21 protein-coding genes and 2 riboswitches are annotated in these 21,431 nt (G+C 36.6%); of the genes, 18 read left to right on the top strand and 3 right to left on the bottom strand.

Annotation, left to right across the window (positions count from 1 at the left end; all coding sequences use genetic code 11):
• The first annotated feature begins 58 nt into the window (after positions 1 to 58).
• The 3 genes from MKX67_RS12330 to dacB all read left to right on the top strand — a co-directional run bounded on the left by MKX67_RS12330 (position 59) and on the right by dacB (position 3,266).
• Positions 59 to 1,021, top strand: coding sequence for a S8 family peptidase (locus MKX67_RS12330; RefSeq protein WP_095373182.1), 963 nt, complete (start codon positions 59 to 61; stop codon positions 1,019 to 1,021).
• Between the two features lie 200 nt (positions 1,022 to 1,221).
• On the top strand, positions 1,222 to 1,533 hold the full coding sequence (locus MKX67_RS12325; protein WP_095373183.1) for an MGMT family protein: 312 nt from the start codon (positions 1,222 to 1,224) through the stop codon (positions 1,531 to 1,533).
• Between the two features lie 248 nt (positions 1,534 to 1,781).
• Positions 1,782 to 3,266, top strand: a complete 1,485-nt coding sequence (gene dacB, locus MKX67_RS12320; RefSeq protein ID WP_328198080.1) for a D-alanyl-D-alanine carboxypeptidase/D-alanyl-D-alanine-endopeptidase — start codon at positions 1,782 to 1,784, stop codon at positions 3,264 to 3,266.
• A gap of 90 nt (positions 3,267 to 3,356) precedes the next feature.
• Here dacB and MKX67_RS12315 read toward each other — a convergent pair whose 3' ends face one another.
• Positions 3,357 to 3,890 (bottom strand): YceI family protein, encoded by a 534-nt coding sequence (locus MKX67_RS12315; RefSeq protein ID WP_095373185.1) that lies wholly within the window; start codon positions 3,888 to 3,890, stop codon positions 3,357 to 3,359.
• Positions 3,891 to 4,101: 211 nt separating this feature from the next.
• On the opposite strand from MKX67_RS12315, the gene MKX67_RS12310 reads away from it, so the two are divergent.
• From MKX67_RS12310 to MKX67_RS12300, 3 genes are all read left to right on the top strand, one after another.
• Positions 4,102 to 6,672, top strand: coding sequence for a DEAD/DEAH box helicase (locus MKX67_RS12310; protein ID WP_342488256.1), 2,571 nt, complete (start codon positions 4,102 to 4,104; stop codon positions 6,670 to 6,672).
• Between the two features lie 14 nt (positions 6,673 to 6,686).
• Complete coding sequence (locus MKX67_RS12305; protein ID WP_342488255.1) at positions 6,687 to 7,679, top strand: LLM class flavin-dependent oxidoreductase; 993 nt, start codon at positions 6,687 to 6,689, stop codon at positions 7,677 to 7,679.
• 369 nt (positions 7,680 to 8,048) lie between these two features.
• Positions 8,049 to 8,504 (top strand): SRPBCC family protein, encoded by a 456-nt coding sequence (locus MKX67_RS12300; RefSeq protein WP_307318471.1) that lies wholly within the window; start codon positions 8,049 to 8,051, stop codon positions 8,502 to 8,504.
• A 1-nt stretch (position 8,505) separates the two neighbouring features.
• Here MKX67_RS12300 and MKX67_RS12295 read toward each other — a convergent pair whose 3' ends face one another.
• Positions 8,506 to 9,033 carry a ribonuclease H-like YkuK family protein gene (locus tag MKX67_RS12295; protein WP_095373188.1) on the bottom strand — a complete coding sequence of 176 codons (528 nt, stop codon included), beginning with the start codon at positions 9,031 to 9,033 and terminating at the stop codon, positions 8,506 to 8,508.
• A gap of 247 nt (positions 9,034 to 9,280) precedes the next feature.
• Here MKX67_RS12295 and MKX67_RS12290 point away from each other — a divergent pair, with 247 nt between their 5' ends.
• The 7 genes from MKX67_RS12290 to MKX67_RS12260 all read left to right on the top strand — a co-directional run bounded on the left by MKX67_RS12290 (position 9,281) and on the right by MKX67_RS12260 (position 16,610).
• Positions 9,281 to 9,889 (top strand): branched-chain amino acid aminotransferase, encoded by a 609-nt coding sequence (locus MKX67_RS12290; RefSeq protein WP_341093983.1) that lies wholly within the window; start codon positions 9,281 to 9,283, stop codon positions 9,887 to 9,889.
• Between the two features lie 123 nt (positions 9,890 to 10,012).
• Positions 10,013 to 11,023 (top strand): fatty acid desaturase, encoded by a 1,011-nt coding sequence (locus MKX67_RS12285; protein WP_341093978.1) that lies wholly within the window; start codon positions 10,013 to 10,015, stop codon positions 11,021 to 11,023.
• Between the two features lie 89 nt (positions 11,024 to 11,112).
• Positions 11,113 to 12,249 carry a sensor histidine kinase gene (locus MKX67_RS12280; protein WP_307318477.1) on the top strand — a complete coding sequence of 379 codons (1,137 nt, stop codon included), beginning with the start codon at positions 11,113 to 11,115 and terminating at the stop codon, positions 12,247 to 12,249.
• Positions 12,246 to 12,845 (top strand): response regulator transcription factor, encoded by a 600-nt coding sequence (locus MKX67_RS12275; RefSeq protein ID WP_095373190.1) that lies wholly within the window; start codon positions 12,246 to 12,248, stop codon positions 12,843 to 12,845. The genes MKX67_RS12280 and MKX67_RS12275 overlap by 4 nt, the downstream gene beginning before the upstream one ends.
• A gap of 420 nt (positions 12,846 to 13,265) precedes the next feature.
• Complete coding sequence (locus MKX67_RS12270) at positions 13,266 to 14,366, top strand: branched-chain amino acid aminotransferase (protein ID WP_095373191.1); 1,101 nt, start codon at positions 13,266 to 13,268, stop codon at positions 14,364 to 14,366.
• Between the two features lie 301 nt (positions 14,367 to 14,667).
• A complete protein-coding gene (locus MKX67_RS12265; RefSeq protein WP_342488254.1) occupies positions 14,668 to 15,576 on the top strand; it encodes a nuclease-related domain-containing protein in 909 nt (302 codons plus the stop codon).
• 200 nt (positions 15,577 to 15,776) lie between these two features.
• Positions 15,777 to 16,610 (top strand): hypothetical protein, encoded by an 834-nt coding sequence (locus MKX67_RS12260; protein ID WP_342488253.1) that lies wholly within the window; start codon positions 15,777 to 15,779, stop codon positions 16,608 to 16,610.
• Positions 16,611 to 16,659: 49 nt separating this feature from the next.
• On the opposite strand, the gene MKX67_RS12255 is transcribed toward MKX67_RS12260, so the two are convergent.
• A complete protein-coding gene (locus MKX67_RS12255) occupies positions 16,660 to 17,166 on the bottom strand; it encodes a shikimate kinase (protein ID WP_307318488.1) in 507 nt (168 codons plus the stop codon).
• 126 nt (positions 17,167 to 17,292) lie between these two features.
• Positions 17,293 to 17,400: riboswitch (TPP riboswitch) on the top strand.
• A 43-nt stretch (positions 17,401 to 17,443) separates the two neighbouring features.
• A riboswitch (TPP riboswitch) is annotated at positions 17,444 to 17,536 on the top strand.
• Between the two features lie 71 nt (positions 17,537 to 17,607).
• Between MKX67_RS12255 and thiW the strand changes: the two genes are divergently transcribed.
• The 5 genes from thiW (at position 17,608) to MKX67_RS12230 (ending at position 21,093) form a co-directional block, all read left to right on the top strand.
• Positions 17,608 to 18,129, top strand: coding sequence for an energy coupling factor transporter S component ThiW (gene thiW, locus MKX67_RS12250; RefSeq protein ID WP_095373195.1), 522 nt, complete (start codon positions 17,608 to 17,610; stop codon positions 18,127 to 18,129).
• A complete protein-coding gene (thiD, locus tag MKX67_RS12245) occupies positions 18,098 to 18,904 on the top strand; it encodes a bifunctional hydroxymethylpyrimidine kinase/phosphomethylpyrimidine kinase (RefSeq protein ID WP_322909394.1) in 807 nt (268 codons plus the stop codon). The genes thiW and thiD overlap by 32 nt, the downstream gene beginning before the upstream one ends.
• Positions 18,904 to 19,713 carry a hydroxyethylthiazole kinase gene (gene thiM, locus MKX67_RS12240; RefSeq protein ID WP_342488252.1) on the top strand — a complete coding sequence of 270 codons (810 nt, stop codon included), beginning with the start codon at positions 18,904 to 18,906 and terminating at the stop codon, positions 19,711 to 19,713. The genes thiD and thiM overlap by 1 nt, the downstream gene beginning before the upstream one ends.
• Positions 19,713 to 20,321 (top strand): thiamine phosphate synthase, encoded by a 609-nt coding sequence (gene thiE, locus MKX67_RS12235; protein ID WP_233435246.1) that lies wholly within the window; start codon positions 19,713 to 19,715, stop codon positions 20,319 to 20,321. The genes thiM and thiE overlap by 1 nt, the downstream gene beginning before the upstream one ends.
• Before the next feature lie 145 nt (positions 20,322 to 20,466).
• Positions 20,467 to 21,093 carry an FMN-dependent NADH-azoreductase gene (locus MKX67_RS12230; protein WP_095373199.1) on the top strand — a complete coding sequence of 209 codons (627 nt, stop codon included), beginning with the start codon at positions 20,467 to 20,469 and terminating at the stop codon, positions 21,091 to 21,093.
• The last annotated feature ends 338 nt before the right edge of the window (positions 21,094 to 21,431 follow it).

Raw genomic sequence — 21,431 nt, 5'->3', positions numbered from 1 at the left:
TGTCTATGCGTTGAAGGGACCAAATGGTTTTCACGATTATGTTAGGGAGGGATAAAGGATGAAGCAATTAGTTAGAGTAATGCCTTACACAGTCAATGATCAAGTGACAGATGTCAATGAAACGCCGCAAGGAATACAATTGATTCAGGCACCTGAGATTTGGAAAGAGACGAAAGGAAAAGGCATGAAGGTGGCAATATTAGATACAGGTTGTGACATGGACCACCCAGATTTAAAAGCGAGAATTATAGGTGGTAGAAACTTTACAGACGATGATGGGAGTTCACCAGATATCTTAGATGACCATAATGGTCACGGTACACATGTTGCTGGTACAATTGCTGCTACTGCTAATGAATCAGGAGTAATTGGTGTAGCCCCGGAAGCAGATTTGTTAATTGTAAAAGTATTGAACAAAGATGGATCTGGTCAATATGATTGGATTATAAATGGAATATTGTATGCGGTTGAACAGAAAGTAGATATTATATCGATGTCACTAGGTGGCCCTGAAGATGTTCCAGAACTACATGAAGCGATACAAAAAGCCGTCGGAGAAAATATTCTCGTTGTTTGTGCAGCTGGAAATGAAGGTGACGGGGATGATAATACCGATGAGCTTGCTTATCCAGGTTCATATAATGAAGTCATTAGTGTTGGTGCTGTTAATTTAAACCGCGAATCATCACCTTTCAGCAATTCTCATACCGAAATTGATTTGGTCGCTCCTGGTGAAGAGATATTATCTACTTTTTTAAATGGTAAATATGCAAAACTAAGCGGTACATCAATGGCCGCACCACACGTCGCAGGGGCTTTGGCGTTAATAAAAGATTTTTCTCAAGTTACATTTGAAAGAGATTTCTCAGAGCCTGAGTCATATGCGCAATTGATTAGAAGAACTGTTCCGCTGGGCTATTCGCCAAAATTAGAAGGAAACGGTCTACTTTATTTAACTGTACCAGAGCATTTAAACCGTGTATTAACTGAAGTAGTAAAAAATAGATTAGTAAAAAGTTAATATATTGATTGTATTAAAAACAAGAACAAATTCTGTTTCATTGAATTTGTTCTTGTTATTTTTTGTCTAATAAGTTTCTCTAGGCATGGTTTTTTTATTTTATTGATTACATGTATTTTATGATGAATGAATTGAGACTATGTTATGATCCTTTAGTTTATTATACTAGTAACAAAACGAGCGCGTTTGGAGGAAAGGATATGCAGCCATTTACAGCAACAGTGATTAAAATAATTAAAGAAATCCCTAAAGGAAGAGTAATGAGCTATGGACAAATCGCAACATATGCTGGTAGCCCCCGTGGTGCAAGGCAAGTTGTTCGCATTCTCCATTCAATGAGTCATAAATATGGTTTGCCCTGGCATAGAGTGGTCAATAAAGTAGGTGAAATTAGACTAAATGATAGCCACCAAGCCGATATGCAAAAAGAGTTACTTGAACAAGAAGGTGTTTTCTTTATACAGGCTCATCAAGTGGATATGAGTCGCTCACAGTATGACCGCGCCAAGTGAAGCACTAACACACAGTCAAGGTTTGTTCTCTATCTTTCCTCTTTTTTTCCCCTAAGTATGCCTAGTTTTGCTGAAAGAAATGATTGACTAGTCATTGCTACCTATTTAGGACAGAAGGAAAAACACATCCATTCACTTAAAGGAGAAAAATGAAGAAAAAGCGAAGTTCAATACATATAGATGTAGTTTTTTGTCAATCTATGTAGGAGAAATGTAGACAGGAAGAATATAGGAGGGGATGAGGGAAAATGAAAAAAGCTTTAGTGAGTTTGTTGACGGTTGTACTACTATTTTCAATTGCCTATACACCGTTTCAATCAGCAGTGGAACCTAAAGTTTCGGCTAATGAAGAAGGTGATGAGTTAGTTCAGAAGCTTAATCAACTTATTAACAATGATCCACTGTTAGCGGGAGCTCTTGCTGGTGTTAGCGTGAGGAGCGCAGAAGAAGGGAAGATTGTTTATGAACATATAGCTGATACTAGATTACGACCAGCTTCTAATATGAAACTATTAACAGCAGCAGTAGCACTGTCAGTATTAGGTGAAGATTATCGCTTTAAAACAGAATTATTATCGATAGGCCAGCAACGGGGCTCTGTCCACCATGGGGATATTTATTTAAAGGGGTATGGCGACCCAACTTTATTGAAAGAAGATTTTACTAACATGGCTAAAGCATTAAAAAAACAAGGTATTAAAATGATTAAGGGTCAACTTATTGCAGATGATAGTTGGTATGATGATGAACGTTTGTCAGAAGATATCATCTGGAAAGATGAGAGTTATTATTATGGTGCGCAAATATCAGCATTGACTGTAAGTCCGAATGAAGATTATGATGCTGGAAGTGTAATTGTCGAGGTAAAACCAGGTAAACAAGAGGGGAAAAAGCCAGAAATAACTCTGCAGCCGAACAATAGATATGTCAAAATCAACAATAACGCTAAAACCGTTGGTGCATCAGATAAGAAAGAAATTGATATTGTAAGAGAACATGGTACAAATGAGATAACCATCACTGGGACGATTCCTATAGAAGCTACATCTAGTAGAGAGTGGATTGCCGTATGGGAGCCAACACAATATGCTTTAGAGTTATTAAAGGATTCTTTAGCAGATGAGGGTATTAAAATCCATGGTGGCGTTAAGGTAGGAGTCGCACCTAATCAAACAGAAGTGTTGTATGAACAACAATCCATGCCGTTAGAGGAATTGCTCATTCCCTTTATGAAGTTGAGTAATAATACACATGCCGAAATTTTAATCAAAGAAATGGGGAAAGTAGTTAAAAATGAAGGCAGTTGGGATGCAGGATTAGAAGTTTTAGCAGATGAATTGAATGCTTGGGGAATCAATCAAGATACCATGCTTTTAAGAGACGGATCAGGCATCTCTCATGTCACTTTATTACCAGCTAATGAGCTTTCCAAACTCTTATACGAAGTACAGAAGGAATCTTGGTTTGATGTGTATTTTCATTCATTACCAGTAGCTGGTCATGCGGACAGAATGGTAGGGGGTACATTAAGAAATCGACTGAAAAACTCTCCAGCTGAGGGTCATGTTTATGCAAAAACAGGATCGATTTCAACTGTTAGCTCGCTTTCAGGCTATGTGGATAACAAGTCAGGAGAAAGATATGTATTTTCTATTATATTGAATAATATGGTAGATGGGTCAAAGGGGAAAATCATTGAAGATAAAATTGCTACCATTTTAGCTGAACAATAAACTACGCTCTATCATTACAAAAACGCTTGGATGCTGGACACCAAGCGTTTTTGTAATCGTCTTTATTTCTAAATAAGATTCAGATAAAAATTACTCACCCTTGCTAGCCTGAACATCTAAACTAATTTTGATTTTGTCTCCGACAAGAACGCCACCCGTTTCTAATGTAGAGTTCCATGTTAATCCATAATCATTTCTGCTGATTGATCCAGTTACGTTAAATCCAGCTTTTGTATTTCCCCATGGATCAATTCCCGTTCCTTCAAATTCGACTGCAAGCGTTTCTTGTTTTGTTGTATCTTTAATCGTCAGATCACCTGTCACGCTATATTCATTTTCCCCATTTTTTACAATATTCGTTGCTTTAAAATTAATTTTTGGATAGGTTTCAACATCGAAGAAATCTTGTGATTTTAAATGATTATCACGATCTTCGTTTTTGGTATCAATACTAGCTGAGTCGATTGTTAATGAAATATCCGCTGTTGTTAAATCTTTAGGATCAGCTTCAATAACAGCATCAAACGCTGTAAATGATCCCTTTACATTAGCAATCATCATATGTTTAACAGAAAAATCAACACTACTATGTGCTGGGTCTAACGTCCACTTTGTTTTAGCCATTTTATTTTCCTCCTATATATCTTTGATTAATAAATCTCAAATTAAAAATAATTGATTTCGAAATAATTATAATCTCGCCATCCGTGTTTGTCAATTTTATTTTTAAATTTTCTAATAATTTTTTCGCGGAAGTGCGATATGTTATGGTAGTGAAGTGACAAGAGTTCGTATACAATAGGAATAATATGTATTTGTTAGAGGAGTTAAAGGAATGAAGCAATTAGAGGATATCCATCATCAAGCGATTGAATATACAAAAATGAAAATTTATGAAGATATAGATTATTATTTAGGTGCAAATGAACAAATGTTAAGTTTTTCACAATATATCAAAGATCGAGCTCCGTTTTTAGCACAAGTTTGGCAAAATGTGTGGAGTAATAAAGCGACAAACAAACTCTCTCGTTTTCATAAGAAGGAATATTTAAAGAAAAAAAACTATGTTATTGAAGATATGAATAAGAAAACGTTAAATCAAGCATTTAGGAAAGAAGTCATTGAGTTCCGTCCATTAAATGTAAATAGTTTGCTACATTCGATTTTTGCAGATCAACCTGAAAAGTGGGCCAAACGTTATGTTTATGCAAGAGAAAGATATCTTCAAGAAGAAAAAGAACGCCAGATCAAACAAGAAAGATACGCCTATCAAGAATTTCTATGTGAAGAAGCAGAACAATGGTTGTCAAAAAACAGTGAAAATCTCTTTTTAGCTTTAAGACATAAATTGGCTTTAAAGCTTGAAACGGATTTAGCAAATAGAGTGAAGTATCATGAGACGGAATCACGTTACTTAGAAGAACCTTTAGTGGAAGTGGGGCCATTTATCGTTGATGATTACCCCCGTGTAGAAGATTTCTTTGAAGAGTTTACAGGTAATCTCCACAAAGTGATGATAAAAAATAAATGGTATTTTGAGTATGAAACATACTATTTTGAATACGAACAAATGGTAGGAGAAACTTTACATACGCTTATACAACAAGCGCTTCTATTACATCTTGGTCAAGGTCATATTGATAAGTATCAATCTTTGTTCCAGCATAGTTTGACTGGAGAGAAGTTGTTAGATCTAATTGATTGGGAAGATTTAATTCCAAATGCACTAGGCCGAATCATGGAAGATTATGTGAAAGATTTATTGAAGATAGCAAATGAGAATTTTGATTTAGAAGAGCAGCGAAGCTTATATGAAATACAAGTGAAAGAAAGAAAAATGAAGCGCAAACAAGAAGAACGGGAACGGATACAAAAAGAAGAACAACAACAAAAAATGTTGAATGATATTTTTGGCTCTGCTTATGAGAGCCGAAAGAATATTTATCAGAAATTTGTTCTTCATATTGGTGAAACAAATACAGGGAAAACGTTCCAAGCACTAGAGAAAATGAAAGCAGCCCCATCCGGGTTATATTTAGCCCCATTACGTTTGTTGGCGCTTGAAGTCTATGAAAAGCTAAACAATGAAGGAACACCCTGTTCTTTAAAAACTGGAGAAGAAGAACGAGAAACCTCAGGTGCGACACATTTAGCTTGTACGGTTGAAATGTTTTATGAGAAAGATGATTATGATGTCATTGTTATAGATGAATCACAAATGATTAGTGATAAGGACCGTGGCTATGCTTGGTTTAAGGCAATCACAAAGGCAAATGCGAGAGAAGTGCATATTATTGCGAGTAAAAATGCCGAAGCTATGCTGTTGCAATTAATTGGAGATAGCAATGTTGAAATACATAGATATAAACGAGAAGCCCCTTTGGAAGTAGACAGTGAAGAGTTCACTCTTAAAAACGTAAAAGAGGGTGACGCGCTGATTTGTTTCTCACGTAAAAGGGTACTCGAAACAGCGTCTATGTTACAAAGAAAAGGTCATCAAGTGAGTATGATATATGGCAGTATGCCACCTGAAACGAGGAAGAAACAGGTTAATCGCTTTACAGCTGGTCAATCTGATGTCATTGTCTCAACAGACGCAATCGGAATGGGATTAAATTTACCGATACGACGGATTGTTTTTTTGGAAACGGAGAAATTTGATGGTACGAAACGTCGCACACTGACATCTCAAGAAGTGAAACAGATTGCTGGGAGAGCGGGGAGAAAAGGTATTTACCCTGTAGGTAGAGTGGCCTTTTTTGACCGGATTAAGTTAATGAGCAGTTTATTATCACAAGTAGATGCTCCGATTGAAAGTTTTGCTATTGCACCTACTTCAGCCATTTTTGATCGCTTTCTTTCGTATTATCGTGATTTAGGGAAGTTTTTTGAACTCTGGGATTTATTTGAGAGTCCAAAGGGAACTAAGAAAGCAACATTAAGTGAAGAAAGGGAGCTTTATGAACTGGTTAGAGGGACAGAGATTGAGGCGAGAATGCCTTTAAAAGATTTGTACAGTTTCTTACATCTACCTTTTTCAAAAAAAGAAGCAGACTTGATTCGGCAATGGGAGCAGGCGATGTACAGTATCATTGATCATGAAGAGCTGCCTGAACCAAGGTTAAGAAACCGTAATCTTGAAGACCTTGAGTATTCATATAAAGCAATAGGTCTTCATTTACTATTTCTCTATAAATTAGGTCAACATACTGAAGCCATCTATTGGGAAAGAGTGAGGGACGATATATCTAATCATGTGTTTGAACGATTAGATGATGATATTGCAAATATGAAAAAAACATGTAAGCGTTGTGGAAAATCTTTAGCTTGGGATCATGCCTTTAACATTTGCGATGATTGCCATAAGAATCAACCGAGTAGAAGAAGACGTTACTATAAGAGGTAAACAGGAGGGGTAATGTGAAGCTGAGTATTTTAGATCAATCACCAATTGCAAAAGGCAAGACAGCAAAAGAAGCACTTGAGGCATCACTGCAGTTAGCGAAAACAGCGAATGAATTAGGCTATTACCGCTATTGGATTGCAGAGCATCATGACTTGCCTGGGCTCGCTAGTTCCTCTCCTGAAATTATGATGACATATATTGCATCACAAACGTCAACTATAAGGATTGGCTCGGGTGCGTTGTTACTACCGAATTATAAACCTTTTAAAGTGGCAGAGAACTTTCATTTGTTAAGCACACTTTTTCCAGGACGTATAGACCTCGGCATAGGAAGAGCACCAGGTGCATCTGCTGAAGCAAGTATTGCACTAGCAGGGAATTATTTGCAAGCTGTCAAAGAGTGGCCCCAGTCTATTGATACACTACTTGCTTTTTTAAATGACCATCATCCAGAAGACCATCTTTTTCGTAAAGTAAAGGCAAGTCCCATCCCCCCAATAAAGCCTGAAGTGTGGATGTTAGGAACAAGCCATAAAAGTGCTAGTTTAGCAGCTGAAAAGGGGTTACATTACTGTTTTGGACAATTTATGAGTGATGATAATGGAAAAGAAGCGATTGATCTTTTTAAAGAGAAGCGCAAGAGCGAACAACAAAATATGATGTTAACCGTCTCTGTTATTTGTGCTGAAACAGATGAAAAGGCTGAAGAAATAGCTACCTCAGTATTATTATGGCATCTCCAATCAGATGATGGAGAGAAGCAAGAAGTACCTTCAGTAGAGGAAGCAATTAAGCATCCCTATTTCATTGCAAAACAAGAAAAAGTCGCTAAGATGAAAGAAAGAATGATTATTGGTAATCCGGAAAAGGTCAAGAGAGACTTGTTAAGTCTTACAAACCAATACGGTATAGATGAAGTCATGATCGTGACAATAACACATGATTATGACGATCGTCTAAAGTCATATAAATTATTGGCTGATATGATTAACAAACCAGTTTTTTAGAGATATAAAGGGAATGTGAAGCAACCTACACATTATTTCTTCAATATTTGTAGGGGGAAGCTCTTATCTTTTTTTGTCATGGTCAAACGAAAGCTGGTTACTATTCCTCTATAAATAAATATTTATTGCTCATGTCTAGAAGAATTTATTCTCTTTTTTTCCGCTCTTTAAAAGGGCAAACATGAGAGGTATATGGGTTGTATTAAATTGAAGCAATGTCAATTTTAAGCAAGCATCTTTTACCTCTAAAGTTTCTAATTTGTTTTCGTTTACGATGCGTTAATCATAAATTCGATAGCATGTTTCCCTTACTGCTTGAATAGAAATAAGGCAGTAGCATCTAAGACGAGAATGAAGGAGAGAGGTATAATGGCAAGCTTTCATCATGAGAAAAAGGTAAATGTATCAATTGACCACCTATGGCAGTTTGTTAGTGATATGAATCATTGGGCACCACTTGTTCCTGGATATATAAGGCATGAAATATTAAATGAAAAAAGCTCCATCTGGGTGTTTAAAGTAGATGTCGGCTTAATGAAAAAAAAGATAGAGCTACAGGTCGATATCACTAGATGGCAGGCGCCTAATAAAGTGACATTTAACTTAACAGGTATCAATGAGAAATTTAAGGGCAATGGTTTTTTCTCGAGTGTAAATTCTTCTAAAAAAGAAGTAGTGATGACGGGCTTTTTAGAGATTGTAGCTGAGGGAATGATGGCAAAAATGGCGAATGCTATTTTAGAAACCTCTCTTCCCGAAATTACAACTGAGTTAACGAATGCAGTCGCAGAGAAAGCAGAACAGCAGTATTCACTGCATCAGTAATTTATTTTGTGAATTTATTTGCATAACTAGAGGCGACATATGCCTCTGGTTTTATTTTGGCTTCCACACCAATGGATTCCATTCTTGCGACCATTTCAGCTACATATTCCTTCGTTTTATTACGAGAGCCGGCACCAATATCTAAATGGCCTTCCATCGTAAAACTTGCACCTTGGTAAATAAATGGTAAGACAATATCAATCATCTGGTTTTTCTTCTCTTCATCAAATAATGCAACAATCTCTTCAGTTAAAGAAGTTTCAAAAGAAATTCTTTCATGTAGATGAAGCATCTTTCGTGGGACGGAACATTTTCTAATACAAGCCCACGCTCCTTTTCCTGCATTTTGAATCACTATACCAGTGATAAATAAAGTATGGGCAGGATGTACTTGAGAGTCTGTTCCAACAATCAGTTTATAATTTCCTCTCGGTTGGATGTACATGAAGTGAAGAATGCGCTCAAAGACATCTTCAAATGTTAAGTTTTTCTCTTTTAAATTTTGAAAAGGAAGTATTTGCAAAGTCATCACCACATTTTTAATTTATAGTTTATGCATTCACGAACCTTCATGAATCAATTGCAGCCTATTTTATACTTATGAAAGAAGTAAAGATTTTAAGATAAATTTTATGACCATCCTGCAAGCTAAACGGATTGAAAGGCTAAGATGGCCTTTATTGGGCCCATTGATAGTGGATGTTCGTCTATATTGATTTTCCATTGTTGAAAGCATGATAGAGAGTTGTGTAGAATGTAAAGGAGAAAAACTTGCAATGAAAGACAAAGAGGTGCGAATAATGTTTAAAGAACAGTTAGTCGAAAGAATCAAACAAGCAAAAGATAATGGGGAATTACTATTTATTGAAGAATTAAACTACGCTAAAAAGCAGGAGATAATAGATGAAAAAGAGGTAAATGTCCTCGACACTAAAAAGCGCTTTTTTGATAGTTATATTGAAAGAGGCGATAAAGAAACAGAAAACTTTCTTGGGACAGAATCGGCCAGTGAATTTTTTGAGCAGCCGATCACTTATTTTAAGCAACATATCAATGAATTCGTCTATGTTGAATCCGTATGGTTCGATCAACTAAATGTTGAATCACTTTCTTTTGAAGTAGATGATTTATTCCGTACTTATGATTGCTTGATTGGTTTAAAGCAGCCTAAGAAAAAGGAAAAAGAAATTAAAGCCTATTTTATGTCAATCTTCACAAGTGATGAAGCGCGACTGAGCCCTATGTTTAATCAAAAAGATGGCTTATGGGAAATTAACTTTACGTTAGATTATATTGAAGGATTTTCTGAAGATATGAAGATAGGCGAAGCTTTTTCACTTATATATAAAGTTTTATTTGACCTAATAATTGAGCTTGAAGGCTGATATTAGTAGTTGGTCTTAATGGATACATGACATTTATCATGGTTGCGTGATGACACCTATGTCTTCACAGTATTTTCAGACGTCTTTATTATTAAATTATATTGAAGGAAAGGAACTTACAATATGACAAAAGAACGTTTGAAAACATTGAGAAAACAAATGCTGCCATTTGAAAAGGCGAATCGTAACAAAAGTATATATCAATTAATCAATACGCTTGTACCATTTTTTGGTTTATGGACACTTGCTTATTTTTCACTTTCCATTCATTATTTATTGACATTAGCTTTATCTGTTTTAGCGGCGGGCTTTTTAATACGTATATTTATCATCTTTCATGATTGCTGTCACAATTCATTCTTTAAAAGCCGCAAAGCGAATAAAATTGTGGGAACGATTGCTGGGATTATTACGATTTTTCCATATAGCGCTTGGGCACATGATCATTCCGTTCATCATGCAACAAGCAGTAACTTGGACAAGCGTGGGACAGGAGATATATGGTTATTGACTGTTAAAGAATATATGGATGCCTCTTTTTTAACGAAGGTTGGTTATCGACTTTACCGTAATCCAATCATTATGTTTGGATTAGGTCCGATTTACACATTTTTATTTAAAAATCGTTTTAATCGAAAGGGTGCTCGTTTACCAGAGAGATTAAATACGTATTTAACCAATGTAGGAATTGTTACTTTATATGCTTTCATGTGTTATCTCATCGGCTGGGAAGCATTCCTACTTGTGCAAACCCCGATTTTCCTGATTTCTGGTGCAGCTGGTATTTGGTTATTCTATGTCCAGCATACATTTGAAGATTCTTATTTTGAGCCAGATAAAGAGTGGGAATATGTGAGTGCAGCAATTGAAGGCAGTTCATTTTACAAATTGCCAAAACCACTGCAATGGATGACAGGAAATATTGGTTACCATCATGTACACCATCTAGCTCCAAGAGTCCCAAATTACGAATTAGAGAAAGCACATACTAACAGTGAGCAATTACAAAATGTACCGACCATTTCACTAGCAACAAGCCTAGAATCTCTTCGCTTTAAGCTTTGGGATGAAGAGAAGAAAATATTTGTCGGCTACCGTGCAGTAAAACAATACCGAAAAGTACCGGTATCTTAATAATAATCTGCTATAATACTGTTAAGAAACTCCTTTGTATGAAAGAAACAAAGGAGTTTTCTATTTCTACATTGAAGCGGAGGTTTATAATGTCATATCCACTTTTATATAAATTAAAAAGCTCTGGGATGACACCATACATATGGATTATCCTGACGATTCTCCCTTTTTATTTTATCTTTCAATCTTCAACGACTTGGGAGATTATTGTTGGTATCATATTAACGGTCGTCTTTTTTATCACTTTTCGTTTTGCCTTCATATCTAATAAATGGCCAGTTTATATATGGTCTCTTTTATTGATTGCAGTTTCAATGACCATGTTAATTATTTATCAGTATGTGTATTTTGCTTTTTTCATCGCTTATTATAATGGATATATAAGAAATAGAGTGGCGTTTTTTATTGTTTATATCATTCACATTGTTTCAACGACTGTAGCCATTAATTACAATATCGTTGTTAAAAGTGACATGTTTTTAAGTCAAATTCCATTTGTGATTATTATTTTAGTGAGTATGATATTGTTGCCTTTTAATATCTATAATAAAAGAAAACAAGAGAGGCTAGAGAAACAATTAGAATACGCGAACCAAAGAATTGCCGACCTTGTTAAACAAGAAGAACGTCAAAGAATTGCGCGTGACTTACATGATACACTTGGTCAAAAACTCTCACTAATAGGATTAAAGAGTGACCTGGCGAGAAAGTTAATTCAAAAAGATCCAGAACAAGCAAAAGTTGAATTAAAAGATGTTCAGCAAACAGCCCGTACAGCATTGAATGAAGTACGGAAAATGGTATCGCAAATGAGAGGAATACGATTGCAGGAAGAAGTCGTTCGTATAAAGGAAATTTTACAAGCAGCGCAAATGGATATGGAAATCAATGAACCATTAAAAGAAGCTTACACTTCCATTTTTATAGAAAATATTATTAGTATGTGCTTAAAAGAAGCGGTTACAAATGTAGTCAAACATAGTCGAGCGACAAAATGTTCGGTAGCAATAGAAGAACGAAATAAAGAATTAGTCGTTACAGTAAAGGATAATGGAATAGGCATTACGAATAGTGAGAAAAAAAGCTATGGTAATGGGATTAATGGCATGAAAGAAAGATTAGAATTTGTAAATGGCCATTTGGACATCAGTTGTGACGAGGGTACGACAATTTCAATTATTGTTCCACTTGTCGTTAAACAAGTTGAAGGAGGAGATTTGGCATGATTCGAATTGTCATTGCAGAAGACCAAAGAATGATGTTAGGCGCACTCGGTTCGTTACTGAACCTTGAGGATGATATGCAAGTCGTTGGTCAAGCCTCCAATGGAGAAGAGGCCGTTACATTAGTGCAAGAACTAAGTCCCGATATTTGTATTATGGACATTGAAATGCCTTTAAAAACAGGGTTAGAAGCAGCTGAAGCAATTAAAAACAGGGGCATAAAGGTTATTATTTTAACCACTTTTGCAAGATCTGGATATTTTCAACGAGCGATAAAAGCAGGGGTACGGGGCTATTTATTAAAAGATAGCCCGAGTGAAGAGTTAGCTGATTCGATTCGTAATGTCATGGCAGGCAAAAGAATTTTTGCCCCGGAACTGATGGATGATGTCTACCGAGAAGAAAATCCCTTAACAGAACGTGAGAAAGCGGTACTTGAATTAATGGCAGAGGGAAAAAGCACTAAAGAAATTGCCTCTATATTAACGATTAAAGTTGGTACAGTTCGTAATTATATATCAGCTATATTGGAGAAGTTAGAAGTAACAAACAGAATCGAAGCCATCACAGAGTCAAAAAACAAAGGCTGGTTTCATTAATGAATACTCGTGACGAGCAGGAAGTCACGAGTATTTTTTGTATTTCTTGACTAATTATCTAAAAAAACAAACCTTTTTTTGCATAATATTTCATGCAAATCATTTCAATAAAAAGCTAGTAAAATCCTGTATTTATAGGGAAATTATAAATTTGTAAGAATAATAGAAAAGTTTCAGAAACTGTGTTGACAATACCAAAAATAGGGTTCATAATATTTTAAACAATCAATGTACTTTATTAAGGAAATGTTATATTGATTTTATGTATTAAAGTAATAAATTCTTAATATCGTATAAATTGCGAAGGAGTAGTTTAATCATCAAAGTATTTCGTTTACAATGGTGCATAATACCACAAGAAAAAGAGTAAAGATGTTTAACGGCACTTTAAATTGATCTTAGACAGGGAGTAGAGTAGAAATGAATGATTATCAGTTTGAAATCCAAAGACGTGCAACCAAAAAAGAAAAACCGGCATTTGATCAGTTGATTTTCGGTAGGAACTTTACAGATCATATGTTTGTAATGGACTATCATGCAGACAAGGGGTGGCATGATGGACGTATTGTCCCTTATGAGCCATTACAAATTGACCCGTCTGCAATGGTATTTCATTATGGCCAAAGTGTTTTCGAAGGATTAAAGGCATATTTATCTGAAGATCAGGAAGTGCTCATGTTCAGACCATATAAAAATATGGAGAGACTGAACAAATCGAACAACAGACTCTGTATTCCGCCAATTGACGAAGAACTTGCTGTTCAAGCATTAAGACAATTAATTGCAGTTGATCGTGATTGGGTTCCAAATGTAGAAGGAACATCGCTATATATTCGTCCATTTATTATTTCTACAGAACCTTATTTAGGCGTTGCTCCATCACATCAATACAAATTTATTATTATCATGTCACCAGTCGGTGCCTATTATAAAGAAGGAATTAACCCAGTGAAAATCGCTGTCCAAAGCGAATATGTTCGTGCAGTCAAAGGTGGAACGGGTAATGCCAAAACAGGAGGAAACTATGCTGCTAGCCTAAAAGCACAAGAAGTAGCAGAACAGGAAGGATATTCACAAGTACTTTGGTTAGATGGCAAGGAAAATAAATATGTTGAAGAAGTAGGAAGCATGAATATTTTCTTTAAAATTAACGGTGAAGTCGTTACACCTGAATTGAACGGAAGCATTTTAGAAGGCGTAACAAGAAACTCTGTTATTGAACTCATTAAAGACTGGGGTATTCCTTTATCTGAGCGTCGTATCTCAATCGATGAGATCTATGAAGCGCAAAAAAATGGCACGCTAGAAGAAGCATTCGGAACGGGTACTGCAGCGGTCATTTCACCAGTCGGAGAACTATTCTGGAATAACGAAAAACTTACCATTGGTGGCGGACAAACAGGTGAAATCGCCGGCAAACTTTACGAAACGCTAACAGGAATCCAAAAAGGAAAAGTAGAAGATAAATTTGGTTGGATCGTGAAAGTAGACGAAGAAAAAGCTGTTACGACAGCAATTTAATAGAAGAAAAAGAACCACTTGCCATTGATGGTAAGTGGTTTTTTAAAGGGTTAGACTAGAAATGTGGTTCTGTAAAATGGACAAAAACTGAAAAGAATAAAACCGAAGTGATGGATTTAGAAAATGGACTGACTGTATATATTATTATCGTTTGATTTTGCTACTTCAGCCCTACAATCACAAAAGGATTTTACGCTTTTTAACAAGCAAGGTTGTCCTTTCCGAGAGAAGTTAAATAAATTGGTATTTTTTTCATGCGGAAAATTCGTTATAATAGAGAAAAAAGAAAGGATGAAGTAATTTGCCAGACCTAAAACCGCTCAATCCCTCTTACCAACTCCGATTATTACGCGTGCTCCATCTTAGATCAAAATTGTCCCCTGAGAATGAACAATATCTCAAAATGTTAGAAAAAGGATATGAAGGAGAAAGTAAATGGCGAGATGATTTGCAACAACTTTCACCAAAATTCCCCATCCTCTATGATATATTGCTAGAAATAAATCATACATCCTTTCAAATTGATGCACTCTGTGTAACTCCCCACAAACTCATTGCTTTCGAAGTGAAAAATTATAGTGGTGATTTTATGATTCAGGAAACTAAATGGTATTCACCAACAAATAAGGAAATTAAAAATCCCCTCCTACAAATCGAAAGAAATGAAACCCTCCTACACCAATTCCTTACTAAGCACGAATTAAACATTGCATTTGATTATCTACTTGTTTTTGTTCATCCCGAGTTTATGTTATATGATCGTACAAAGAAACAAAATGTTATTCTTCCACCGCAAATTCCACGATTATTAAGAGAACTAAATCAAATAGACATTCAACACTCTCCATTTTATACAAAAATTGTTCATGCTTTTTTGAGTCATCATAAAGAAGAAAAGAATTACGCTAGAAAAATCGAATATTGTACGGAGGATTTGGTAAAAGGAGTGGTTTGTCGAGAGTGCGGTGGGCAGATGAAGCGAGCGAGTTTGCGCAAATTTCATTGCTCAAAATGTAGGAGGAACATTTCATCTTGTGATGCATTAAGTGAAGCAATCAATGACTTTATTATTCTTTTTCCATCAGAAAAAGTAACAAAGACGGCGATTTATGATTGGTGTGGTGGAGCAATAAGTAGTTCCGCAATACAACGATTCTTACAAGAGAAATATACACTTAATGGTGGTGGAAATTATTTTTATTATCATTAATGGGTTTTAAAACCGAAGAAACAGTTGAATTATTTAGTAATGAAGAGAAGTGACAGTATCTTATAGATTGAAATGTATTCTGATGGGGTCAATCTATTAGTAAGCAGTTATATGTTGAACAAAGGACTTTGTGCACAAAAAAAATCTATATAACATCACAATAAAAGTGGATAGTAAGTCACTCAGTAGGAGAATCAGAGATGAGCGCCTCGCAAAGGGGGTTAGCAAGTCACTCGGAAGGGGAATCAGAGATGAGCGCCCCGCAAAAGGGTTTAGCAAGTCACTCGGAAGGGGAATCAGAGATGAGCGCCCCGCAAAAGGGTTTAGCAAGTCACTCAGAAAGAAAACCAGAACTGAGCGCCCCGCAAAAGGGTTTAGCAAGTCACTCAAAAGGAGAATCAGAGATGAGCGCCCCGCAAAAGGGATTAGCAAGTCACTCGGAAGAAGAATCAGAGATGAGCGCCCCGCAAAAGGGGTTAGCAAGTCCCTCAGAAAGAAAACCAGAGATGAGCGCCTCGCAAAAGGGATTAGCAAGTCCCTCGGAAAGAAAACTAGAGATGAGCGCCTCGCAAAAGGGTTTAGCAAGTCACTCGGAAGGGGAATTAGAGATGAGCGCCCCGCAAAAGGGATTAGCGAGTCACTCAGAAAGAAAACCAGAAATGAGCGCCTCGCAAAAGGGATTAGCAAGTCCCTCAGAAAGAAAACCAGAAATGAGCGCCTCGCAAAATGGTTTAGCGAGTCCCTCAGAAAGAAAACCAGAGATGAGCGCCCCGCAAAAGGGTTTAGCAAGTCCCTCAAAAGGAGAATCAGAGATGAGTGCCCTGCAAAAAAGTTTAGCAATTCACTCAGAAAGAAAACCAGAGATGAACGCCTCGCAAAAGGGTTTAGCAAGTCCCTCAGAAAGAAAACCAGAGATAACCGCCTCACAAAAAGGGAGTTATTCAGCAATATATTTAGAACCAAACACAAATGAAAGCCGAGCAAGGGAGTGCCCGGCTTTCATAAATTCGTTTAGGATAATGCGAATTACTTAGATAGTAAAAGAAACATTCTAATGAACTATAACCATAATCATCACAAGCTTTATCCTATCCCACTAACAATCAATTCAGCAGCTTCTTCAGCTGTTTTCCCGTCAACATTGATTTTTAGATGATATGGTTGATAATGAGCTTGTCTTTCTTTGTAGAGATGATACATTTCGTCAGTAGAAAGACCATTCAATTTCGGTCTTGTATCTTTAATCAATGGGTATCGATCGAGCCAATTTTCCCATGAGAGCTCGATAAGGACAACGGTACTGTTTTGTAAACAAATTTCGCGGTTCTTACTGTTTAAAAAGGCGCCGCCGCCTAATGAAAGAATCTGTTTTTCTTCGGCAGATAGTTGTTCAATCAATTCGCTTTCAGCTTTTCGAAAAACTTCTTCACCATGATCAAGGAAAATTTTTGAAGTTGACATCCCAAACTGTTGTTCAATGCGTTCATCCGTGTCGATTAAACCCCACTGTAATTTCTTAGCTAATTCCGTTCCTATGGATGTCTTTCCGACCCCCATAAACCCAATAAGTACAATACTCTTATCTTCCATAGACTGTCCTCCCGAATGTTATATAAAATATCATATCATAACGTTTTATGTCGCAACATCGTTTCTATCCAATGTTTTTTATTTTCATTTCTATCATTTCATGTTATATTGACATCATATATTATAAGTTTTCACTGGGGGTGCCTTCACATAGAGGCTGAGATTGAATGCCGTTCAAAACCCTTTGAACCTGATCTGGTTTGTACCAGTGGAGGGAAGTGTGTCGATGTAGTCGTCCTCGCTTCCTTTTGGAAGTAGAGGATTTTTTTTATATATGAATAAATGCTAGGGGTGCCAAATACTTGGCTGAGATGAACCCTTTGAACCTGATCTAGTTAATACTAGCGTAGGGAAGCGAGTGACGTCATACATATCATGATGACCAAAGCCGCTTATTCAAAATAGCGGCTTTTTTATTTTTATCGAAAGGAGGAAAGGTCTATGAATAAAATCCAAAAAATGACGATGACGGCAACGATTGCAGCCATCACTACTGTGTCGAGTAGTCTCATTTTTATTCCGATTGGAATAGCGAAAATTTTTCCGATTCAGCACTTGGCGAATGTATTATCTGCTGTACTTCTTGGACCATGGTATGCCGTTAGTCAAGCGTTTCTTTCATCTACATTGAGAAATATGATGGGGACTGGAAGTGTTTTTGCCTACCCCGGGAGTATGATTGGCGCATTACTTGCAGGGTTCCTTTATCAAAAAACGAAAAAAATTGGCTTCTCAGCACTAGGTGAAGTCGTTGGAACAGGAATGATAGGGGCAGTAGCGACTTATCCGATTAGTACATTACTTTTAGGACAAGAAGCAACCCTTTTCGGATTCCTACCAGCATTTATGGTGAGCTCGTTTACTGGAGCAATTTTAGGATATGGTTTATTAAGAGTATTAATTAAGAATAAAGCTATTGGAGGTTACATCAATGAAAACAGCATTAACGATCGCAGGTTCTGATTCAGGAGGAGGAGCTGGGATTCAAGCAGATCTTAAAACTTTTTCCGCCAATGGTGTGTTTGGCATGTCCGTCATTACGGCGATTACCGCTCAAAATACAGTAGAGGTACGTTCGGTACAGGATATAGAAATCAATATTATAAAAGACCAAATAGAAGCTGTGTTTGATGATATCCAAGTTGATGCTGTCAAAATCGGGATGTTGTCATCTAGTGAGACTGTAAAAATCGTCGCAGACCGTTTAAATCATTATAGTCCAAAAGTGATTGTGTTAGATCCTGTTATGGTTTCAAAAGGTGGACATCATCTTTTAAAGGAACAAGCTATTGAAGCATTAAAAGCGAAAATGTTACCACTTGCGACTGTAATTACGCCAAACATTCCTGAAGCTGAAGTACTTTCGGGTATGACAATTCGCACGGTTGATGATATGGAGCAAGCTTGTAAAAAATTATATGAATTAGGGCCAAAAGCCGTCTTATTAAAAGGTGGACATTTAGAAGGAGAACCGAATGACTTATTATGGGATGGACAAAGTTTCAACTGGTTTAATGGTCGAAGAGTAGAGACAAAAAACACCCATGGTACAGGTTGTACTCTATCATCTGCCATTGCTGCTGGGTTAGCAAAAGGGGAAGAACTTATTGAGGCCATACAGTCTGCGAAAAATTATATTTCCATAGCGATTGAGCATAGCCTAGCACTCGGTCATGGGCATGGTCCGACAAATCATTTTTATGAGTTATACAACAAAGCAAAGATGGAGGAAAGATAATGGCGATTTCAAGTGAAGCAGTTGAGAGAGTCTTTCAGCAGTTACAAGAACATACCCCACTCATTCATCATTTAACAAATACAGTAACTATTAATGATTGTGCAAATGTGACCCTAGCAATGGGCGGTTCACCTGTTATGGCCACCCAACTCTTAGAAGTAGAAGAAATGGCTATGATGGCAGATGGGCTCGTAATTAATTTTGGTACTATTAATGATGCGATGTTTGCGGCAATGATTAAAGCTGGACAAACTGCCAATCAAAAAGGGGTCCCAGTAATATTTGATCCAGTTGGTGTTGGTGCAACCACTTATCGCACAAATAAGGCAAAAGAGCTAATTAGCACAATAAAAGTGTCCATTATTCGCGGCAATGCTTCTGAAGTTTCTGCTCTTATTGGTAAGAATACAAAAACGCGTGGTGTTGATGCAGGGGCTATTGAAATAGCACCTGAAGCACTTGCAAAGGAGGCAGCTGAAGTCCTAAACTGTCTCATTGTTATTAGTGGAAAAGAAGATGTCATTACAGATGGGAAGCAATTAGTTGTGATTGATAATGGAGATTATCTTTTGACGAAGGTAACAGGAACTGGCTGCATGACAGCTTCATTAGTAGCAACTGCTGCTGCTGTTTCAGAAAATTGGTTTGACGGGGCTGTTATTGGTATGGCTACTATGAGTCTAGCAGGGGAAATCGCAGCTAAGAGCTTACATGCCGGTGAAGGGTTAGGTTCATTTCGAGTGAAGCTAATGGATACGATTAGTACAATGAATGCAGCCATTTGGCTAGATGGAGTGAGGCAAAACTAATGGATTACCGTTTATATTTAGTCACAGATGATAAAATAGCAAACAATGAATTATATGATATTGTTCGAAGTGGTGTAAAAGGTGGTGTGACCATCGTTCAATTAAGAGAGAAGACAGCGGATGGTCAACTCTTTTATGAAAAGGCGAAAATATTACAATCTATATTAAAACCATTGGATATTCCACTGATTATTAATGATAGAGTAGACATCGCTTTAGCGGTAGGTGCAGCAGGTGTGCATGTTGGACAAGATGATCTGCCATGTGCCGTCGTTAGAAAGATTGTTCCTGATGATATGGTAGTTGGTATCTCTGTATCCAATGTGGAGGAAGCGAAACTTGCTCAAGAACAAGGAGCAAATTATGTTGGAATAGGTTCGGTGTTTCCGACAACTTCTAAATCAGATGCTGATTTATTAGCACCAGGTATGCTCGAGGAAATCATTGCAGCGATTGATATTCCTGCTGTCGCTATTGGTGGTATTCAACTAGAAAACATAAAAATGCTTAAAAATCGAGGGTTAGCAGGTGTTTCTGTTGTCTCAGCAATTAGTAAATCTAAAAATCCAGAAAAGTCAGCTCGAGATTTACTTCAATTATTCCTTTAGACCTAAAAAATATCATAAGTGTAGTTAAAGAGAACTTATTCCATTGACAAGATACTATTAATATACTAAAATTACTTTTGGTTCGAGATATTTCATTTTAGTGTATTTCGAATAAATTATTACGACATTCGGAGGTCTTCACATAATGGCAAAAGTTCTATTTGTAAACGCAAGTGATCGTCCAGTTGAAGCTGGAATTTCTGTAAAAATGTATCATGCATTTTTACAATCATATAAAGAATCAAATCCATCAGATGATATTACGGAATTGAATCTTTTTGAAGAAAACATGCCTTACTATGGTAATGATGCAATCAATGGTACTTTTAAAAAGAACCAAGGGTTGGAATTAACTGCTGCAGAAGAAAAGGGTGCGGCGCTAGTTGAGAAGTATTTAAATCAGTTCTTTGATGCTGATAAAATCGTTTTCGCATTCCCACTTTGGAATTCAACTGTACCAGCTCCATTGATCAGCTATGTTTCTTACTTAGCTCAAGCAGGTAAAATGTTTAAATATACTGCTGAAGGTCCAGTAGGATTTGCTGGCGACAAGAAAGTGATGCTTTTAAATGCTAGAGGTTCTGATTATTCACTAGAAGGTATGGCTGCTGGCGAAATGGCAGTTAACTTAGTAAAAACAATTATCAGCCTTTGGGGCATTACTTCTCCTTCAGAAGTAGTGATTGAAGGACATAACCAATACCCAGATCGTACACAAGATATTATTGAAGAAGGATTACAAAACGTAGCTAAAGCTGCTGCTCAATTCTAATTCGATACGAAAGCATCTCTATATTTTTGTAGAGGTGCTTTTTTTGTCTAAAGGACGTCCTAAAACTTGTATTTAGGAAATCACGGTCGCTCATTCTTTGTGTAAACCTTGAATAAACTTGACCAGTATCACACAACTCGATGATGTGTAAAGAGGTTAGGATTCAAAACAGGAAGACATTTTAAACAAGCTAGTAAGATAAAAACGTATACGCAGTTAAATATGTTTTTTAACTACAAGCATGAATGATTGCTGAGGAACTATTTGTCGAATCAGTACCCAATCTGTTACGAGCTTACTTGCTTATCTTAAAGTAGAACAAAACAGAGTGAGGAATG

This window comes from Cytobacillus sp. FSL W7-1323 (genome assembly GCF_038595015.1).
Classification (GTDB): domain Bacteria; phylum Bacillota; class Bacilli; order Bacillales; family Cytobacillaceae; genus Cytobacillus; species Cytobacillus kochii.
The sequence above is the reverse complement of the archived record's forward strand: the minus strand, read 5'-3'. Positions and strand labels throughout refer to the sequence as shown.